Source organism: Paenibacillus sp. FSL R7-0179 (assembly GCF_038002265.1).
In the GTDB taxonomy this organism is placed as follows: Bacteria; Bacillota; Bacilli; order Paenibacillales; family Paenibacillaceae; genus Paenibacillus_AQ.
In genome coordinates, this window is record NZ_JBBOCC010000002.1 from 2,575,164 (window position 1) to 2,594,297 (window position 19,134).

Consider the following 19,134-nt stretch of genomic DNA (forward strand, 5'->3'; position numbering starts at 1 on the left):
TCTATGAATATAACTGTCGGACTGCTCGCCCATGTAGATGCCGGGAAGACGACCTTCGCCGAGCAGCTGCTCTACCATACCGAAGCCATCCGCAGCAGGGGGCGTGTGGACCATCAGGATACGTTCCTGGATACCCATGAGATTGAAAAAGCACGCGGGATCACCGTCTTCGCCGATCAGGCGGAGTTCACCTATAAGGATGCCCGCTATTTCCTGCTGGATACGCCGGGCCATGTCGATTTCTCCCCGGAGATGGAGCGCTGTCTGCAAGTGCTGGACTATGCGGTGGTGATTCTCAGCGCGGTGGAGGGTGTAGAGAGCCACACCGAAACGCTCTGGCAGCTGCTGCGCCAGCACCGGATTCCGACCCTGTTCTTCATTAACAAAACCGATCGCGCAGGCAGCGACCCTGAGCGGGTCCTGGAAGAGATCCGGCAGCTGCTTAGCGGCGATGCCATGCTGTTGCCGGAGCAGCCGGAAGCTGAGTGGACCGAGGAGATGAAATCGTTCCTTGCCGAACGCGAAGAGACGCTGCTGGAACCCTATCTTGAAGGCATGCTGACAGACAGCGGTTGCCGCATTGCACTGAGGTCTATGGTAAAGCGCGGAGAGATTTTCCCATGTATGCACGGCTCTGCGCTGCTGGACCGCGGGGTGAGTGAATTTCTGGAGATGCTGGATGCGCTCACGTTCACGGAGTACGATCATACGCTGCCTTTTGCCGGGAGGGTCTACAAGATCCGCCACGATGCCAGAGGTACGCGTATCACCTACATCAAAGCGCTGCAGGGCGTGCTGAAGAACCGCGAGAGCTTGGCTTATGGCGCAGAAGCGGAACAAACCTCCGAACGGATTACCGGAATCCGCAAATATAACGGTACTGCTTATAGCGCTGCTGACTGGGCTGCCGCCGGGGAGCTGTTCGCCGTTGTCGGCCTAAGCTCCGTGCTGCCGGGTGCGGGAGTAGGCGAACTTCAGGACGCGCAGAGCAGCGGACTGATTCCCACCTTGAAATCCAAGGTGCTCTTCAAGCCGCCCGTGCACCTGAAGGAGCTGATGCATGCCTTCGGACAGCTTGGCGCGGAAGATCCGTCACTGAATGTAAGCTGGGATGAAGATCTCCAGGAGCTGCATATTCATGTGATGGGCGGGATACAGCTTGAGATTCTGGAGCAGATCGCGGCGGAGCGGTTCCAGCTTAAAATCTCGTTTGGCCCGCCGGAGATTCTCTATAAGGAGACTATTGCGGGTACAGTCTATGGTTGCGGGCATTTTGAGCCGCTGGGCCACTACGCCGAGGTGCATCTCATGCTTGAGGGCGGGGAACGCGGGAGCGGGATCACGTTCATGAACCGCTGCCACCCGGATGATCTCACATTAGGCTACCAGCATCAGATTGAGCAGCATCTGCTGGAGAGCGGCCATCACGGCCTGCTGACCGGTTCCCCGCTGACGGATCTGAAGATCACCTTGCTGACGGGAAAGGCACATAATAAGCACACGAGCGGCGGTGATTTCCGGGAAGCAGCTTACCGCGCCTTGCGACAGGGGCTGGAGCAGGCAGATAATCTGCTGCTGGAGCCGGTCTACGACCTGAAGATCCGGATAGATCCGGACGATGTGGGAAAGGTTATGAGTGATATTCAGCAAGCCGGCGGCCGCTTCAATCCCCCGGATATTTCACCGTCCAAGGCGGTAATTACGGGCATAGTTCCGGCGGCAAGCTTCATGAATTATGGGGTGAGACTGGCGGCGATGACGCAGGGCAAGGGATCGATGTCGCTCAGAGTAGCCGGATATGAGCCTTGCCACCAGACCGGGGCGGTGGTGGAGCAGCGGAATTATAATAAAAATGCAGACCCGGCCTACTCCTCGGCGTCTATTTTTTGCGCTAAAGGTGAGGGATATGCTGTACCCTGGGAAGAGGCCGGACAGCATATGCATATTCAAGCAGCAAGCAGGAACGGGTACACTGTTCTTAAACGGGCAGTTCCGTTTCAGCGTGACGCAGAAGGAAAGGTGCAGACTAACAATGAGTAATGTAATAGATAAGGTAGCTTGGATCTATGTTGTGGACGGCAAGGTACTGGGCGCGCGTTCCACAGGCAAGGACACCTATTATTTCCCCGGCGGTAAGCGGGAGCCCGGCGAGAGTGATGCCGAGACTCTCATCCGCGAGATTGAGGAGGAGCTGTCCGTTCAGATCCTGCCGGAGACGATTGCAGCGTTCGGAAGCTTCGAGGCTCCCGCCCATGGCAAAGCGGAAGGCGTGCTCGTGCGGATGACCTGCCTGACCGCAGATTTCACAGGCGAGCTTGCCCCGGCTTCGGAGATTGAAGAACTGGCATGGTTATCCTATAAGGACAAAGACCGTGTGTCGGCGGTCAGCGTCATCATCATGGACAAGCTGCGGGAGATGGGTCTCATCTCCTAAGAGTCAGGCGTGCACCCAGCTTGTCCGAAAAGTCTATGCAAGCCCGTTTTGAGCCGGAATCCGGCCTGAAACGGGCTTGTTCTCTCTTTAGCAGGGCGATGCAGGCGGCACGGCTAGCAGACTTTAACGGAATAGGACATATGTCCTTTTCCAATCCGGCGAACTGGCTTTTAATAAGTAGAGAGAAGCAAAAAGAGGAGAGAGACAGATGAAAGGAATACTATTCGCATTTATGGCCGGGGCCTGCATTACACTTCAGGGGGTAGCCAATGCCAGAATCAGCCAGGATATCGGCACGTGGCAGGCGGCAACCATTACCCAGCTTACCGGATTCATTATGGCGTTAGCGATAGCGCTGGTGGTACGGGACGGCAAAAAGCACGGCTTCCGCAAGGTACATCCGCTATACATCAGCGGCGGCGGTCTGGCCGCCTTCGTGATTTTCAGTGAGGTGACGGCGATTCAGAACATAGGGGTTACACTTACGATCTCGGCGCTGCTGATTGCGCAGCTCTGCCTGACGTTCATCATTGATATCCGGGGCTGGTTCGGTGTCGTCCGGCAAAAGATGAAGCTGCCGCAGTTTATCGGCATCGGGATGATGATTCTCGGGGTAGTTGTACTAAAGTTCTAAACGAAGGGGGCAAAAGATATGTTAGCAGGATTAGTACTTGCACTGATCGCGGGCGCGCTGGTCAGTTTACAGAATATTTTCAACGCCAAGGTTAATGAACACACAGGCTCTTGGTCGACTACAACACTGGTACTAGGTATGGGTTTCGCCGCATCCCTCGTCATGGGGCTGATTATGGAAGGGAAAAATATGTTCACGCTGCAGCACATGCAGCCCTGGTACTGGTTAAGCGGAATGATCGGCGTGGGGGTCGTGATCTGCCTGGTCCAGGCCACCAGAATCCTTGGCGCAACTTATGCCATCTCGATTGTACTAACTGCCCAGCTCGGCTTCGCCTTGCTGTGGGATTCACTGGGCTGGCTGGGCCTGGCGAAGGTTCCGTTCTCGTTAAACCAGCTAATCGGCGTGCTGATCATTGTCGGCGGCATCCTGGTCTTCAAGCTGGGCGGCACAAGCGATGCTAAAGAGCCCGCCGGGAGCCAGGGTTCCGGCAAGCCGCAGGGGGCACTGCATACGGATTAACGACGAAGCATTTGCAGTAACGGACAAGAGCGTGCACCGCAGGAATGCGGATGGCACGCTTTTTAGTGTGTGTGGAACACCGATCTCCCACTCTCATCTCTGTCCGAGTGGAGCAACTCTGCTGCCCGTCATTGCGCGATGCCAGCGCTGATACGTCTCCCAGGCCTGGCCGTTGTCCAGCAGAGGCTTGCAGGTATAGACGCCTTCTTCAATCGAGTTCACACGCCCGGCGGCATGCAGTCTGGCGGCGGCGTTAAGCAGCGTCTGATTGTAGTAAGCCATATGCCCGCCGCCTTGCAGGACTTCTTCGGCCGTACGGAGCTGCCGCAGAGCCGTCCATTCCTGCTCGACAGGTACGGGAACCTCCAAACCAAGCGAATCGGGGTCGATGATATCCAGCTCTGCCGCTCCGTCCTGAATCCGGTATACGCGGTTCGGCCGGTCAATGTACAGGTCCTCCGAGCCTTCCACGCCCTGCACCACCAGTCCCCGCTGATAGCCGAGCTTCACAATGAGCCGGGAGCTCCGGTCGAATACCGTATTATGGAATATCCCGAATACAATAAACGGCGAGCAGGAATAGTCGATCAGCTTCTCCGCCGTATTGAAAATCGTCCGCATCCCAATGTCCTCACGGAGTCCGCGAAGCTCACCCAGCGGCGGGCACCACTGCTCCGACTTCACGAACAGCACCCCGCCGGCTTCGGCGGCATGAACCGCGTCCTTGCGGCTCAGTCCGGCTACATCCACTCCCCCGGCCTGGATGATATCCTGTAGCGTAATGCCCCATTTGGGCGGCAAGCCCGCTGAACCATGCAGGGTAACCGGCAGACCTGCGGCCGACAGCAGAAAGGCCGTGGGGAAGGTTGCAATGAAGGAATGTACCCTGCCGTCATACGGACCGGCGCAGTCAATTCCCTGGTGAACAGGCTCACGGAAGGCATATTTACGGCAGACTGCCACAAAAGCCTCCAGCTCCTCCAGGCTCTCCAGCTTCATGCGCTCTGCGATCAGGAACGCGCCAATCTGCACCGGCGAAGCGGACCGGGTGAGTATGGCCTCGGCCGCATATTCAGCTTCCCCGTAGCTTAAATCCTTCGCACCGCGTTTGCCGCGGGCAACTTCCTTCAGAATATTAATCATATGGCGTTCTCCTTAAGTTTGATCCTGCAGCATCTGGTAGACCTTGACGATGGAGGTTGCTACATCCACGATCCGTTTGCGTTCATTCATTGCCTGCTTGCGCAGCAGGTCATAGGCTTCCGATTCACTGATATTCTTGGCCTTGGACAGAATGCCCTTGGCCATGTCGATCCATTTGCGTTCTTCAATCCGGGAGAGCAGCTGCTCCCGTTCCTTCAACCATTGCTTGCGCTCGAAGCATTGCCTGGCACTGAAATGCAGCGTCCAGTGAATCTCCGGCGGCTTCATAGCAGGGGATAGAATGCCGTCCACCATAATATCGTCGCCGCAGGCAGAGACGGAGAGGTTAGCGGTATGCGGGGTACACCACCAGATTACTGGCGCAAGCTTATGCTGCACCAGCAGGGTTCTCCAATGGCTGATATCCGTCACCGGAAGATTGAGGATGAAGGCATCGGCATCGCCGATGAACGGGGCAGCCTGCTCCGGTGACGCTGCGCTTCCTACTACATAGCCGCAAGAGCTTAGGATGTGGTCAGGTCCTTCAGAGGAGCGCGCTTCTGCGGGATTCTCTGTTCCAGCAGGTTCTATTACGAGCAGGGAATGCATGGGGACGACGCTCCTTTTACCTAAGAATAGAGACATCTTGTATAATTGCTCACAATCTAATTTACAGGATAGTTAATGTTATATTATATAACACAAAATCAACGTTCTTGTCGATAAATTAAATTAATTAAATTTTATATGTCATAATTATTGACGTATCGTAGACGGCTGTAGTATAGTCGTTTTAACAAATTCAACAATTCACGAATACAACGATGTATTCGGCTGAAGCGGCAATGGCGCCTGCTCTCACTTATAACGCTTACGGGAAAAGTATCTTTTCCGGGCGGAGTGAAGCGGGCTATTTCTGTTGTGCACCTGGAGAGGAGAGAGATACAGATGACAGTGAAGCGTAAAAAATTGATATTAGTCGGCAATGGGATGGCGGGGGTCAGAGCCATTGAGCATCTGCTCAAATTGGCGCCGGAGGCGTACGAGATTACGATTTTTGGCACAGAGCCTTATCCCAATTATAACCGCATCATGCTGTCTTCCGTGCTGGCAGGCGGGGCAAGCCTGGATGAAATCGTCATTAATGATCTCGAATGGTACCGCAGCTTCAATATTACCTTATACACAGGGCACACAGTGACTTCTATTAACACTGCTGCACGTACAGTCAATACGGATAAAGGAGTTACGGCTGCGTATGATGAGCTGATTCTGGCGACCGGCTCCAATCCCTTTATGCTGCCGATCCCCGGAACAGAGAAGGAGGGCGTTATTGCCTTCCGTGACATCAAGGATACTCAAATTATGCAGGACGTATCGCAAAAATATAACAAAGCGATAGTCATCGGCGGTGGTCTTCTCGGACTTGAAGCGGCCAGAGGGCTGCTGCACCTGGGGATGGACGTCTCGGTGGTTCACATCCACGAGTATATTATGGAGCGTCAGTTAGACGAGACCGCTTCCCGGATGCTGCGGGGAGAGCTCGAAGCTCAGGGCATGAAGTTCCTGCTGAAGAAGCAGTCGGAAGCCATTCTCGGCAAAAAAAGAGTCAAAGGCCTGCTGTTCGCAGACGGCGAGATGGCGGAGGCTGATCTGATTGTGATGGCAGTCGGCATCAAGCCGAATGTGGAGCTTGCCCGCAGCAGCGGGATTGAGGTGAACCGGGGCATCGTGGTGAACGATTATATGGAGACCAGCCTGCCCGGCATTTACGCCGTCGGGGAATGTGCAGAGCATCGCGGCATTGCCTACGGCCTGGTAGCCCCGCTGTATGAGCAAGGCGCTGTGCTGGCCAAAAGACTGGCAGGCGCTCCCACAGAGGGCTACGCCGGTTCGGTGACCTCGACGAAGCTGAAGGTGTCCGGCGTCGATGTTTTCTCGGCGGGACAGTATATTGAACAGCCCTTCACTAAGGCTCTACGCTTCCAGGATGAGACGGAGGGAATCTACAAGAAGCTGGTCATTCAGGATGATAAGCTAATCGGTGCCGTGCTGTTCGGGGATACCAATGACGGCGCGCAGCTCTTCTCAATGATTAAGAAGGGCGAGAATATCAAGGGGCGCGAGAAGGAGCTGCTGCTCGGCCTTCCGGCCGATGCGCTGGCTTCGCCCAAGGGCAACCGGCTGGAAGGGATGCCGGATGACGAGATCATCTGCGGGTGCAATGGTGTAACGAAGGGAACCATTGCCGAAGCGATTACCGCCGGCGGCTGCACCAGTGTCGGCCAGATCAAGGCCTGCACCAAAGCATCCGCCTCCTGCGGGGGCTGCAAGCCATTGGTAGAGGGACTGCTCCAGCTCTATGCCGGAGAGGCGGCCGTTACGGTCAAGGAGGGAATCTGCGGCTGCACGACGCTTGGACGGGATGAGATTGTCGCCGAGATCAAGCGGATGAAGCTGACCACGGTGAAGGAAGTCATGCATGTATTGTCCTGGAGCAATGAGGAAGGCTGCCCGAAATGCCGCCCTTCGCTGAATTATTACCTGGGTATGCTCTGGCCGGAGGAATACGTGGATGAGAATGAATCCAGATATACGAATGAGCGCTACCATGCCAATATCCAGAAGGACGGGACGTATTCAGTAGTGCCGAGAATCTACGGCGGGGTCACTTCTCCCGCAGAGCTGATCAAGATAGCGGAGGTGGCGGTGAAATACGATGTGCCGCTGGTCAAGTTCACCGGCGGGCAGCGCCTGGATTTGCTGGGCGTGAAAAAGGAGGATCTGCCGAAGATGTGGGAGGAGCTGGATATGCCCTCCGGCCATGCTTACGGCAAAACGCTGCGCACCGTAAAGACCTGCGTAGGCTCCACCTTCTGCCGGTTCGGGACCCAGGATGCGCTGGGGATGGGGATTCGGCTGGAAAAGGCTTTTGAACGGCTGAATGCTCCGGGTAAGGTGAAGCTGGCCGTATCCGGGTGTCCGCGCAACTGTGCGGAAGCGACAATCAAGGACTTCGGGGTGGTGGCGATAGACGGCGGCTGGGAGCTGCATGTCGGCGGCAACGGCGGCGTCCATGTCCGGGCGACCGATCTGCTCTGCGTGGTGAAGACCGATGATGAGGTCCTGGAATGGGCAAGTGCGTTCCTGCAGTATTACCGCGAGCAAGCCGGATGGAATGAACGGACTGCACAGTGGATCGAGCGCGTGGGTCTGGACAGCATCAAGCAGGCGCTGGAATCCCCGGAGGAACGGGCGGCGCTGGTGGAGAGAATTCAGAAGACGCTCAGCCTCACTACCGATCCATGGAAGCAGATTGTGAATACGCCGGAGCTGCGCAAGAATTTCGAAGCGATCTCGTTACCCGAGACGGTCTAAGGAGGAACCCGAAATGACAATGACCAAACTGCTAATCGGCAACCTGAATGAGGTAGATATCAAAGGATCACGTAAATTGCGGGTAGGCGATACCGAGATTGCCTTGTTCCGGCTAAGCAGCGGAGAGGTGCTGGCGGTGGAGAACCGTTGTCCGCACAAGGGCGGGCTGCTCTCGGAGGGCATGGTCTGCGGCTCCAAGGTGCACTGCCCGCTCCATGACTGGCGGATCGAGCTGCATACGGGTGAGGTGCAGGCCCCCGATACGGGACATGTGACTACCTATGAGGTGGAAGTCGATCACGCCACAGGCAGCTTGTACTTAACGATCTGATTCATTCATACAGGGACACGTATAAAGGGGGATTCATCAATGGACTATGTCAAACCAGGCGAAGTGCTGGGCTCCATGATTGAAGCGGGAAAAACCAAAGCAGAACTGGGCATCATGCAGCTCATTGTCCGCGGCAGTCTCGGCGGTGCCATTCTGGCATGCGCGACCACACTGGCCTTCACCGCTGCGGCACAGACCAAGATCCCTATGGCGGGCGCGATTCTTTTTCCGGTAGGCTTCGTGATGATTATTCTCCTCGGGCTGGAGCTGGTTACCGGCAGCTTCGCCTTGATTCCGCTGGCTGTACTGGAGAAGAAGACTACCGTCAGGCGCATGCTGGGGAACTATTTCTGGGTGATTCTCGGGCATTTGATCGGGTGTGCCGTCTATGCCGCATTATACGGGCTGACAATTACGAAGATGGGCACTGATCTGTCGAACCCCATGGTGCAGACGCTCATTACGGCAAGTGAAGGGAAGACGAAGGCTTATCAGAGTCTGGGGGCAGAGGGACTGGGGCTGGCCTTCATCAAGGCAATGCTCTGTAACTGGATGGTTACGCTGGGTGCAGTGATGGCGATGACCTCGAAATCCACCTCCGGCAAAATCCTCGCCATGTGGCTCCCCATCCTGACCTTCTTCGGACAGGGCTTCGAGCACACGGTTGTCAATTTCTTCGTCATTCCGGCGGGGATGATGCTTGGAGCGAATGTGACGATGGCGGACTGGTGGATCTGGAACGGCATTCCGGTGCTGCTCGGCAACTTCGCCGGAGGACTGTTGTTCACGGGCCTTCTATTCTACTTATCGCAAAAAAGCAGCAGACCTGGTGCTTCTGCGGCAGCGGAGCTTCCGGGACGCGGAGAAGCGGGGCTCCCGGGCACACCTGCCCTGGAGAAAAGCCTATGAAGCAGGGCAGCATATCCATTGTTGGTGCGGGTCCAGGCGATCCCGAGCTGATTACATTGAAGGCGCTGCGGCGCATTCAACGTGCCGACGTAATTCTGTACGACCGGCTGGTGAATGAGGAGCTGCTGGACTATGCCAGAGGCGATGCCCTGCGCATCTACTGCGGCAAAGCGCCGGGTCTGCATTCGATGCCTCAGGAGGCAACGGAGCGGCTGATGATCCGCCATGCGGCAGCCGGAAGCCATGTAGTCCGGCTGAAAGGCGGCGACCCGTTCGTGTTCGGCAGGGGCGGGGAAGAAGCGTTATCCGCAGCCGCAGCCGGTATTCCCTATGAGGTGATTCCGGGAATCACCTCGGCAGTAGGCGCAGCCGCTTCTGCGGGCATTCCGCTGACCCATCGCGGTGTGGCGGCTTCCTTCGCCATCGTGACCGGCAGCCGCTGCCAGAGCCAGGATTCGCCGCTGCGCTGGGATGCACTGGCCCATAGTGTAGATACGCTTGTGATTTATATGGGTGTAAGCAAGCTGGGGGAGATCTGCAAGGAACTGCTGGCCCACGGCAAAGATCCGCAGACTCCGGTTGCATTAATTGAGAACGGAACAACGGTGCACGAACGGATCGTGACCGGCACGCTTGGCCATATCGGCAAGGTCGCCGCTGCGATGAAGATCAGCAATCCGGCCATGATCATTATCGGTGAGGTGGTCCAGGTCAGAGCAGAGCTGCTAAGCCTGGAGGAAGCCGTACGTTCGCAGATCGGGTGAAGCAGAATAGAGCAGGCGTTGGCATTTCCAGGCTGCGGGCCGGGTTATGGCAGCGCCTGTTTCTGTGTTATATTCAGGAAGGAGATTTTATCGATGACTTGGCATGCTGCGCTGAGAGTCATATTTTCACATTCATAGTGACTGCTGTCACACGGGTCTGCGGAGATTAGGGACTATACTTGTCGCCTACAGATACAGCATACCGGGCAGAATGTCCTGAGAGGAGTAATTGCAGATGCAAATTGAGCTTAATAGCATGACCCGCGAACGGCTGGAGCAGAGTTTGGCCGGGAAGCCTGGGCAATTCAAAATGTTCTATGATACGGAGGACTGCGGCTGTAACGGCATGCTGGTCATCCGCGTAGTCAGCGAGCCTTCGCCGACCGATATTGTGTTTCAGACTGAGCCGTTCACCTTCCTGTGTGACCGCCAGCAGGAATTGCTGTTCGATGACGTGATGCGGCTCGAAGCAGAGGCCGGGTATCCGGCCTATAAGCTGACAAGTGATTCCACCTTGTTCGGGAGCAATATCAGGGTGCAGGATGCTCGGAGCTGAAGGAGATTTGTAAAAGGCCATCTACTCGAAGAGGGGAGATGGCCTTTTTTTAAGAGAAAGCCGAACATATTGGGGATGCCGAAGACTCGTGAGCTGATTGTAATCGAAAAACCGATTACAATTGGACTGGGCACGCCGCGTAGGCCAAATGTAATCGAAAAACCGATTACAATTGGACAGGGCACGCCGCAGCGTTTGGTCATCTGGCCCTGATGCGGCCCAAAGGTTGCAAATGAGGGTGCTATTTCGCAATAGTGCCCTTCATTTCGTTTGAGGCCCTCAGCTTAATAAGCCGTCCACCCGCCGTCTGCGGTAATGACTGCTCCATTCACAAAGCCTGCTTCCTCTGAAGCCAGGAACAAGGCGAGTTGTGCGATTTCAGCGGGCTGGCCCATCCGTGGATTAAGTGCCATGCCAGGCTGTGTACGTTCCATGCCAAAAGGATTAATATGAGTCATGGTAGAACCAATATTGGTCTCCACACCGCCCGGCGCAATCGCATTGCAGCGGATTCCTTTGGCAGCATACATGAATCCGGTATTCTTGGTAAAGCCGATAACCGCATGCTTCGAGGCTGTATAAGCCGCACCTGCCCGGGCACCGAACAGACCGCCTACAGAGGCAACGTTAATAATAACACCCTGTTGTTTTGCCAGAAAAATAGGCAGTACCTTGCGCGTTGCACGCATCACCGAAGTTGTATTAACGGCGAGCACACGCTCCCAGCTCTCATCCTCAATCTCACCCGCCGGTTCGAAGTTATCCATGATCCCCGCATTATTCACCAGAATATCTACAGTGCCATAGGTGTTGACAGTACTGTCGATCAGATTTTGGATGTCAGATTCGTCTGCAACATTCGCTTGTACTGCTATGGCTTCCCCGCCGTCAGCTTTGATGTCACCGGCTACCGTCTCTGCAGCCTCCAGATGAATATCCGCTACTACCACCTTGGCCCCTTCCTTCGCATACAGGACGGCAATAGCCTTCCCCATCCCGGATGCCGCCCCGGTAACTACTGCCACTTTGTTGTGAAGTCTCATTTATGTACCTCCGTTTATAGTTATACTTTCTCTGTTCTAGTATCTTTTGCTTCTTAGTGTTTTATGCGCCTGGTTGACGCTGTCCTTCGCGAAGGCTTAACATATGGCTATACAACAGGGAAGAGGATGGAGCCTATGATTACGGCCGGACTAGATATCGGAACTACATCCATCTCCGGGCTGCTATACGATCTGGAGAAGCGGACGATTCTGCATAGCCTTACGGAAGCGCATGCGAGCCTGCCCTTCAGTCTGAATCAGGAATGGGAGCGGCTGCAGGACCCGGAATTGATTGTGAAGCAGGTAGAACATATACTCGAACGTCTGCTGGCGCACCAGCCGGAAGTAGCGGGCATTGGCTTAACCGGGCAGATGCATGGGATTGTCTATTTGGATAAAAGCGGAAGGGCACTAGGTCCGCTGTATACCTGGCAGGACGGACGGGCGGGACAGCTCACCGGAGGGACTGGCAGTCCTACCTATGCGCAGCAGTTCAGTGACCTTACCGGTTACACTGTAGCTCCCGGCTACGGACTCGCCACCCATTACTTTAATATTTGCAGGCAGCTTGTCCCGGAAGATGCAGTCAGCTTCTGCACGATTGCTGACTACATTGCGATGAGGCTGGCAAACTGTGATGTGCCGCGGATCGATGCAACGCAGGCAGCGGGAATCGGGGGCTTCAGTCCAAGGATAGGGGATTTCGATAGAACAGCGATTAGTCTTGCCGGTATCGATCCTTCGTTATTGCCGCAGGTCGTACCCTCCGGTACGGCAATCGGTAGCACATCACAAGGCATTCCCGTGTATACCGCGCTCGGGGATAATCAGGCCAGCTTCCTGGGGAGTGTGCCGCAGCCCGGAGCATCTCTGCTGCTGAACATTGGCACAGGGAGCCAGCTCTCGGCTTGGGTACCTGAGTGTGATAACCCTCCTTCCGCGATGGAAGTACGCCCGTTCCCTGGGGGTGGGGTGCTGATGGTCGGTGCAGCCCTGAGCGGCGGCAAGTCTTATGCTCTGCTGGAGGGATTCTTCCGGCAGCTGATTACCGCATACACTGGAGAAGCGCCGACAGATATCTATTCCCTGATGTCCAGGCTGCTCAGTGAAGAGGTACCGGGAAGCGGCAGCACAGGACTTACGGTGAACACACAGTTCCTGGGGACAAGGACAGATCCGGGGAAGCGCGGCAGTGTGGAAGGAATCACGCTGGAGAATTTTACTCCCGGCGGGCTGGTCCATGCTTTTCTGCGAGGAATGGTAGATGAACTGCACGGCTTCCTGGCAGTTCTGGAACAGCAGGGCGCAGGCACATTCAGCCGCCTTATAGGCTCCGGCAATGCGCTGCGGACGAATCCGGTGCTGTGCGCCAAGGCAGAAGCTGCCTTCGGGCTACCGCTTGAGCTTGGTGAACACGCTGAGGAAGCGGCTGTAGGGGCAGCGCTCTGTGCTGCTGTCGGCGGCGGGGAGATTCCCAGCTTCAGTGAAGCGGGTGCTTATCTTAGAGCAGAGTCTAGCTGAGTTATCTTAACTAGCGGAGCGTCCACCCAAGTGCTAACGTAGATTCTTCCCATTCTCCCGATCTTCCCTGACACCGTCTGTCAGGGGAGTTTTACTATAATAGGCTATATCAAATAGTGATGGGAGAGTTGCAATATGCAAAACAGACAAGCTTATCTATATGTATTCAATACGATGTCAGACTGGGAATACGGGTATTTGGCCGCAGAACTGAACACAGGAAGGTACTTCAAAAAGGGGACAGCACCCTTAAAAGTCATCACAGTATCCGCCACCAATGAATCGGTTACAACTATGGGCGGACTGACGGTACAGCCGGATCTCACCCTGGATGAGTGCAGTTTGGCAAGCGGCGATCTTTTGATTTTACCTGGAGGCAATACGTGGGGAGAGGCGGAGAATCAGCCGGTCTTGGATAGGGCTCACGAAGCGCTCAAGCTCGGTGTGGCTGTTGCTGCGATCTGCGGGGCGACCATGGCGCTGGCGGATAAGGGGTATCTGGATGCTGTGCCGCATACAAGCAACAATCTGGATTACCTGAAAATGGTCAGCCCCGGCTATAAAGGGGAAGCTTATCATGAGGATGGGTCTGTAGCTGTCAGCGGGAAGCTGGTCACGGCATCAGGCATCGCTCCGCTGGAGTTCGCGAGGGAAGTGCTAAGGGTCTTAGAGGTATTTGCTCCAGCGACCTTGGATGCATGGTACAGTCTTAACAAGACACAGGAGACCGAATACTTTTTCCAGCTTATGGGCTCGTTAGATCAGGGGTAAACAGGAAATATTGTAACATCTATCATTGACAAAAAATATTTTATATGCTATAATTTACATATTAATATTTTCTGTATATAATAAGGTTCTCCTGGCCAGGGGGAATCTTATTTTTTATGGAGGAACCACCAATGAAGCAGAACAAGTCCAGCATAACTGCCTTAGTGTCCGCATTTGGCCGCGCATATCACAGTCAATTTGACAGTCCGAAGATCATCGATGATTATGTCGCACAGAAGCTGATATCACCGCAGGAGTTCGCGGACATCCGCAGGAATATGGTGCAAGGGATTACGTTCTTCAATCCTGAGATTGCGGAGAAATACCCTGATGATCCTGAAGCCATCTTGAGATGGATTGTCCAGGTTCAGTTATCCCCCACACCGCTGGCACGTGCTGCCTACTGTGAGAGCATAGTGCTGCATGAGATGAGTCTTGGGCTGAAGCAGTATGTAATTCTTGGTGCGGGGCTGGACAGCTTTGCCTACCGTTATCCTGAACTAGGGGAGCAGCTGGAGATCTTTGAAGTGGACGCTCCTGCTACCCAGGCATCCAAACAGCAGAGGCTTAAGGAAGCACAGCTTGCGGTTCCCGGCAATCTTCATCTTGTTCCCATGGACTTTACGGGCGGATTCGCTTATCCCAGTCTGCTCGCACAGGGGTTCGATCCTGATGCCTTAACCCTATTCAGCCTCCTGGGGGTATCCTACTACCTCACCAAGGAGGAGAACGCCCGCTTGATCAGCGCATTGTTCGCGAATCTGCCTGCCGGAAGCTCCATCGTGCTGGATTATGCAGATGAGCGGCTATGGGAGGAGCAGGGCTTGTCTGGCCGGGTTGGCAAAATGGTTCAGCTGGCTGCCGCCGGCGGCGAACCCATGCAATCCTGTTTTTCTTACGCGGAGATGGAGCAGTTGCTGACTGAGGCCGGTCTGCTGGTCTACGAGCACCTGTCCCCGGAAGCCATCCAGGACCGGTTCTTCGGTAACCGTTCGGATGACCTTGCTGCTTTTGAGACAATTCATTATATTCATGCGGTTAAGAAGTAGCTTCTTCTTCATAAATAAAAGCTTCCACCGCCGCTACCGCGACATTCCGGTCAGGGTGGGAATTGTCGATCTGCGCCACCTGTGCAGGCGGGAGCGGCCAGGCTACGGTGCGGTGGCCTAGCGAAGCGCTGAAGTTCTCCCAGTGGGCGAACTTCCAGGCGTCGAGCGCGGAATGTCTGCCTTCAAGCCGTTCACGGAACATGGCCGCATCCGCAAGTCCTACCATGACGACTTTGACCTCAACCTCCTTCAGTGTGCGCCCGATGCGCGCCAGCTCGCGGCCGATCCCCTCCGGATCGGCCGCTTCTTTGGTGAAGGGACCCACCACATAGATATCGCTGGACAGGCCGATATTATCGAGCGCGGCATCCATGGTGATGCGGTAGCCGAGATCGCGGCATAATCTTTTATACTCATCGGAATCTCTGTCGTCAGGGTCAAGCCCGTGCATAGTCATGATCGCGGTTGCTGCCGGACGCAGCAGAATGTCCATATCGAACACCGCCGCCGTACGCCGGGCTGCAACAGCCTTGGCTAAGGTGGTTTTGCCCGCCCCTCCGGGGCCAAGAAAAAATACCAGTCGGTTCATCTGTTTCACTCCTTATTTTGCTTGCAAATTCCAGTATAGCAGGCGCAACGTTCAGCGGGAAATGATATGATAGATTAGCTGTACATGAAGCAGGAAACGAAGCAGATAGAGGATAAAAGGAGGACAAAGATATGATTACCATCCGCCCCATTGAGCGCAGGGATAATGCGGCCATTGAGGGGATTATCCGGGAATGCCTGATTGAATTCGGCGGCAACCGCGAAGGCTTGGCCTGGGCAGATGACAGTCTGCATGATTTATATACCTATTATAATAGCGCGGAGAACCGGGCGTACTGGATTGTAGAAGTGGATGGAGAGGTGCTTGGCGGCTGCGGGATTGCAGCTTTTGACGAAACGCAGCAGATCTGTGAATTACAGAAAATGTACCTGTCCGCAGCTGTCCGCGGCCAAGGCGTTGCAGCAGAGCTGCTGGATAAAGCTCTTGCCTTCGCTAAGCAGCATTACCGCAAGTGTTACCTGGAGACGCTGCTGACGATGCAGGCGGCTGGCCGCTTCTATGTCAAGCACGGGTTCAGCCCGCTGGATGGTCCGCTTGCCGGTTCCGAGCACTATGCCTGCGATGCATGGTATATCCGGGACTTACATATCTGATTTCCTGTGGGAATATGGACACTTCTCAGGGGACCAGCAATATTTCGTATCCAAGCTTGTATTTTACTCAGAGCGGGTTTGGGATGTTGATGTTGATTCAGTAAAAGAAAAGCGGAAGGAGCCAGAAGCAGATTGCTGCTTGTGGCTTCTTGGGCATGCCAGGATTCTATTTTGCCATAATGAGCCCATACCTGTACATCTTCACCATTCGTTCAAAATCAAGCTGTGTCCATACAGACAATAACGCATATCTATGTTAATATACTTTATGAATGAATTATAAAATATTCATTCACAATAAGCGCATAGATGAATTAGAGCCACTATTTTGAATTCTAATCTGGAGGGACAATCATGAAGAAGGTTATCGCAATCATCGGCAATCAGCAAAAGAACAATACGTACAGAGCGGTCTGCGAATTCGAGGCTCAGCTCCGCACCTTTGGGGAGATAGAGGTTGAGTATATTTTCCTGAAGGATTACAGGCTTGAATTCTGCCGGGGCTGCAAGGTGTGCTTCAATAAAGGTGAAGAGTATTGTCCGCTGAGGGATGACCGGGATGTGCTGATCGAGAAGCTGGAGCATGCGGACGGTGTGATTATGGCGGCTCCCAATTATGCGTTCCATGTTCCGGCAGCGATGAAGAATCTGCTCGACCGGCTGGCGTATGTATTCCATCGGCCGCAGTTCTTCGGCAAGACCTATACGCCGATCGTCAATCAGGGAATTCACGGCGGGAATGCGATCCGCAAATATCTAAGCAGTATGGGAGAGAACTTCGGGTTCCAGGTGACCCGGGGCTGTGTGCTGCAGACGATGGAGCCAGTTCCCACGGCAGCCGCACAGAAGAATGCTGTGAGAATCCGCAAGGCTGCGGCCCGCTTCTACAAAGGTCTGATGCGTCCGGCACCGCCGGCTCCCACATTGTTCCGCTTGCTGATGTTCCGGCTGTCCCGGACCAGCATTCAGCATATGCTGGATGAGCGGTCGAAGGATTTCCGGCATTACCAGGCTAATGGCTGGTTTGAAGCGGCGTATTATTATCCGGTCTCGCTGGGTCCTGTCAAGAGCTTGGCCGGACATCTGTTTGACCGAATCGGTAAAAGAATGGCTAAACGCGCTTGAAAATGAATGAACACAATTATATTCATTCACAGCGAGGGGGATAAACATGAAAAAGAAGGGGAAACGCAACCTGCTGCTGTTGTTTTTTACCGTGGTTCTCTTGAGTCTAATCGGTTCAGGCGCGGCCTTGCTCTATACAGAGAAAGAGCGCCGGGAAGCGAGGACCGTAGAGATTGATAGAGTGAACTTCAACAAGCTGCATGCGGGTGAGTATACAGGTGAATATGCCGGCGGAATGTATAAATGGAGGGCGAATAAGGTTATCGTAACCGTCACGGCTCACAAAGTTACAGCAATCAAGCTCCTGGAGCATGCTGAGAATCAGTCGACAGCATCTGTAGATGAATTGTTCGGCAGAGTGATTCAGGCTCAATCGCTTCAGGTAGACAGCATCAGCGGTGCCACGCTTACAAGTAAAGCCTACCTCAAGGCTATTGAGAATGCCCTTCACAAGGGCGTTGAAAGGTAACGAGTATTTTGTAATACTATATAGATTGAACTAAAAATTTAAGTTAAAGGAAAAGTGGCGGAGGGGAATTTTGGAACTGGAGGAGCGGTAGCGACCGCCTGAAAGCTTTCCGCAGGAAAGCTCGCATCGTAAGCACCAGCAGTCTACGGATTTCAACCATTAAAAATGGTAACAAATCATGAAATCTGTAGAAGGGCAGCGGCCGGAAGTCCAAAACTTCTCTGGAGTCACGGCTAATTCCAAAACATAAAACATTAGTTCAATTTATATAGCTATATCATTACGAGATCCTTATACAAAAAAAGAAACCAAAGGAGCAATCCAAATGCATATCCACCCATTATCCGACATCGCGGCGGGACACCGCCATTCCGTTGTACTTTTGCCGGATGGATCAGTATGGGCTTGCGGCGAAAATACATACGGGCAATGCGAGGTAAGCGGCTGGAAGGATATTGTTGCCGTTGCAGCAGGCAATGCTCATACAGGGAATTCGCATACAGTAGGGCTAAGATCGGACGGAACGGTGATCGCGGCCGGCTGGAATAAGCATGATCAATGTAACGTGGGCGATTGGCACGATATCGTTGCGGTTGCGGCAGGCTGGCGGCGTACGGTCGGGCTGAAGGCCGATGGAACGCTGGTTGCGGCGGGAAGAAACAACGAAGGCCAATGTGAGGTAAGCGGCTGGGCGGATATCATTGCGGTCACTGCAGGAGACTGGCACACGGCTGGACTCAAGGCCGATGGTACAGCTATTACGGCGGGTAACAACCGCTATGGACAGCGGAACGTGAATGGCTGGCAGGAGCTGACGATGATCGCGGCGGGTTATCTTCATACCATTGGACTCAGAGCAGATGGTACTGTAGTCAATACAGGGCTGAACAAGCGCGGACAAGGTGAGGTAGGCAGCTGGTGCAACATTAAGGCCATCTCAGCTGGCAGTCATCATACAGTAGGCTTACAATCCGACGGAACTGTGATAGCTACAGGCTGGAATGATTACGGACAATGCGAGGTAAGCGGCTGGACAGATATTGTGGACATTGCCGCAGGCTGCACCCACACGCTCGGTCTTCAGCAGGATGGCACCGTAGTTGCGGCGGGAAGTAATGAGTACGGGCAATGTGATACATCCCTGCTGCATGGACTATCATCTTAATACAATCTTAATGCCACAGCCGAATCCATAATACTATGCTCATTATGCACATGCTATACTAACGCTACAGTGTATAATGGCTGGTCTAAAGATGGGCTTAGCGGGAAGGAAACCTTC

21 protein-coding genes are annotated in these 19,134 nt (G+C 54.3%); 17 read left to right on the forward strand and 4 right to left on the reverse strand.

Annotated elements, in window-relative coordinates:
• Nucleotides 1-3: 3 nt before the first annotated feature.
• From MKX63_RS27675 to MKX63_RS27690, 4 genes are all read left to right on the forward strand, one after another.
• Entirely contained in the window at nt 4-2,040 is a 2,037-nt protein-coding gene (locus tag MKX63_RS27675) for a translation factor GTPase family protein (RefSeq protein WP_341021713.1), read from the forward strand.
• Nucleotides 2,033-2,434 carry an NUDIX hydrolase gene (locus MKX63_RS27680; protein ID WP_341021715.1) on the forward strand — a complete coding sequence of 134 codons (402 nt, stop codon included), beginning with the start codon at nt 2,033-2,035 and terminating at the stop codon, nt 2,432-2,434. The genes MKX63_RS27675 and MKX63_RS27680 overlap by 8 nt, the downstream gene beginning before the upstream one ends.
• Nucleotides 2,435-2,642: 208 nt before the next feature.
• Entirely contained in the window at nt 2,643-3,068 is a 426-nt protein-coding gene (locus MKX63_RS27685; RefSeq protein WP_341021717.1) for a DMT family transporter, read from the forward strand.
• Between the two features lie 18 nt (nt 3,069-3,086).
• Entirely contained in the window at nt 3,087-3,590 is a 504-nt protein-coding gene (locus tag MKX63_RS27690; RefSeq protein ID WP_341021719.1) for a DMT family transporter, read from the forward strand.
• Between the two features lie 93 nt (nt 3,591-3,683).
• On the opposite strand, the gene MKX63_RS27695 is transcribed toward MKX63_RS27690, so the two are convergent.
• Together MKX63_RS27695 and MKX63_RS27700 are read right to left on the reverse strand one after the other, a co-directional pair.
• Nucleotides 3,684-4,733 (reverse strand): anthranilate phosphoribosyltransferase, encoded by a 1,050-nt coding sequence (locus MKX63_RS27695; protein WP_341021721.1) that lies wholly within the window; start codon nt 4,731-4,733, stop codon nt 3,684-3,686.
• Nucleotides 4,734-4,745: 12 nt separating this feature from the next.
• A complete protein-coding gene (locus tag MKX63_RS27700; protein ID WP_341021722.1) occupies nt 4,746-5,342 on the reverse strand; it encodes an ANTAR domain-containing response regulator in 597 nt (198 codons plus the stop codon).
• Between the two features lie 339 nt (nt 5,343-5,681).
• Between MKX63_RS27700 and nirB the strand changes: the two genes are divergently transcribed.
• The 6 genes from nirB (at nt 5,682) to MKX63_RS27730 (ending at nt 10,884) form a co-directional block, all read left to right on the forward strand.
• Nucleotides 5,682-8,111: a nitrite reductase large subunit NirB gene (gene nirB / locus MKX63_RS27705; protein ID WP_341021723.1), complete on the forward strand. Its 2,430-nt coding sequence runs from the start codon at nt 5,682-5,684 to the stop codon at nt 8,109-8,111.
• Nucleotides 8,112-8,130: 19 nt separating this feature from the next.
• On the forward strand, nt 8,131-8,442 hold the full coding sequence (gene nirD / locus MKX63_RS27710) for a nitrite reductase small subunit NirD (RefSeq protein ID WP_076086655.1): 312 nt from the start codon (nt 8,131-8,133) through the stop codon (nt 8,440-8,442).
• A 39-nt stretch (nt 8,443-8,481) separates the two neighbouring features.
• Complete coding sequence (locus tag MKX63_RS27715; RefSeq protein WP_341021724.1) at nt 8,482-9,351, forward strand: formate/nitrite transporter family protein; 870 nt, start codon at nt 8,482-8,484, stop codon at nt 9,349-9,351.
• Nucleotides 9,348-10,115: a uroporphyrinogen-III C-methyltransferase gene (gene cobA, locus MKX63_RS27720; protein WP_341021726.1), complete on the forward strand. Its 768-nt coding sequence runs from the start codon at nt 9,348-9,350 to the stop codon at nt 10,113-10,115. Before MKX63_RS27715 ends, cobA begins: the two co-directional genes overlap by 4 nt.
• 235 nt (nt 10,116-10,350) lie before the next feature.
• Nucleotides 10,351-10,671, forward strand: coding sequence for an iron-sulfur cluster biosynthesis family protein (locus MKX63_RS27725; RefSeq protein WP_341021730.1), 321 nt, complete (start codon nt 10,351-10,353; stop codon nt 10,669-10,671).
• A 75-nt stretch (nt 10,672-10,746) separates the two neighbouring features.
• Nucleotides 10,747-10,884, forward strand: coding sequence for a hypothetical protein (locus MKX63_RS27730; protein ID WP_341021732.1), 138 nt, complete (start codon nt 10,747-10,749; stop codon nt 10,882-10,884).
• Nucleotides 10,885-10,955: 71 nt separating this feature from the next.
• Here the strand turns inward: MKX63_RS27730 and MKX63_RS27735 are convergent, their stop codons facing one another.
• A complete protein-coding gene (locus tag MKX63_RS27735) occupies nt 10,956-11,714 on the reverse strand; it encodes an SDR family oxidoreductase (RefSeq protein WP_341021733.1) in 759 nt (252 codons plus the stop codon).
• Between the two features lie 126 nt (nt 11,715-11,840).
• On the opposite strand from MKX63_RS27735, the gene MKX63_RS27740 reads away from it, so the two are divergent.
• The 3 genes from MKX63_RS27740 (at nt 11,841) to MKX63_RS27750 (ending at nt 15,055) form a co-directional block, all read left to right on the forward strand.
• Nucleotides 11,841-13,235 carry a sedoheptulokinase gene (locus MKX63_RS27740; protein WP_341021735.1) on the forward strand — a complete coding sequence of 465 codons (1,395 nt, stop codon included), beginning with the start codon at nt 11,841-11,843 and terminating at the stop codon, nt 13,233-13,235.
• 135 nt (nt 13,236-13,370) lie between these two features.
• Nucleotides 13,371-14,006 (forward strand): type 1 glutamine amidotransferase family protein, encoded by a 636-nt coding sequence (locus MKX63_RS27745; RefSeq protein WP_341021737.1) that lies wholly within the window; start codon nt 13,371-13,373, stop codon nt 14,004-14,006.
• Between the two features lie 131 nt (nt 14,007-14,137).
• On the forward strand, nt 14,138-15,055 hold the full coding sequence (locus MKX63_RS27750) for a class I SAM-dependent methyltransferase (RefSeq protein WP_341021739.1): 918 nt from the start codon (nt 14,138-14,140) through the stop codon (nt 15,053-15,055).
• Here the strand turns inward: MKX63_RS27750 and MKX63_RS27755 are convergent.
• The gene (locus tag MKX63_RS27755) at nt 15,045-15,644 is read right to left on the reverse strand and encodes a hypothetical protein (RefSeq protein ID WP_341021741.1); all 600 of its coding nucleotides are present in this window, start codon (nt 15,642-15,644) and stop codon (nt 15,045-15,047) included. The genes MKX63_RS27750 and MKX63_RS27755 overlap by 11 nt on opposite strands.
• Before the next feature lie 131 nt (nt 15,645-15,775).
• Between MKX63_RS27755 and MKX63_RS27760 the strand changes: the two genes are divergently transcribed.
• The 4 genes from MKX63_RS27760 to MKX63_RS27775 all read left to right on the forward strand — a co-directional run bounded on the left by MKX63_RS27760 (nt 15,776) and on the right by MKX63_RS27775 (nt 19,017).
• A complete protein-coding gene (locus MKX63_RS27760; protein ID WP_341021743.1) occupies nt 15,776-16,258 on the forward strand; it encodes a GNAT family N-acetyltransferase in 483 nt (160 codons plus the stop codon).
• Between the two features lie 354 nt (nt 16,259-16,612).
• Nucleotides 16,613-17,383: a flavodoxin family protein gene (locus tag MKX63_RS27765; protein WP_341021745.1), complete on the forward strand. Its 771-nt coding sequence runs from the start codon at nt 16,613-16,615 to the stop codon at nt 17,381-17,383.
• 46 nt (nt 17,384-17,429) lie between these two features.
• Nucleotides 17,430-17,852 (forward strand): FMN-binding protein, encoded by a 423-nt coding sequence (locus MKX63_RS27770; RefSeq protein ID WP_341021746.1) that lies wholly within the window; start codon nt 17,430-17,432, stop codon nt 17,850-17,852.
• Nucleotides 17,853-18,177: 325 nt separating this feature from the next.
• Nucleotides 18,178-19,017 carry an RCC1 domain-containing protein gene (locus MKX63_RS27775; protein WP_341021748.1) on the forward strand — a complete coding sequence of 280 codons (840 nt, stop codon included), beginning with the start codon at nt 18,178-18,180 and terminating at the stop codon, nt 19,015-19,017.
• The last annotated feature ends 117 nt before the right edge of the window (nt 19,018-19,134 follow it).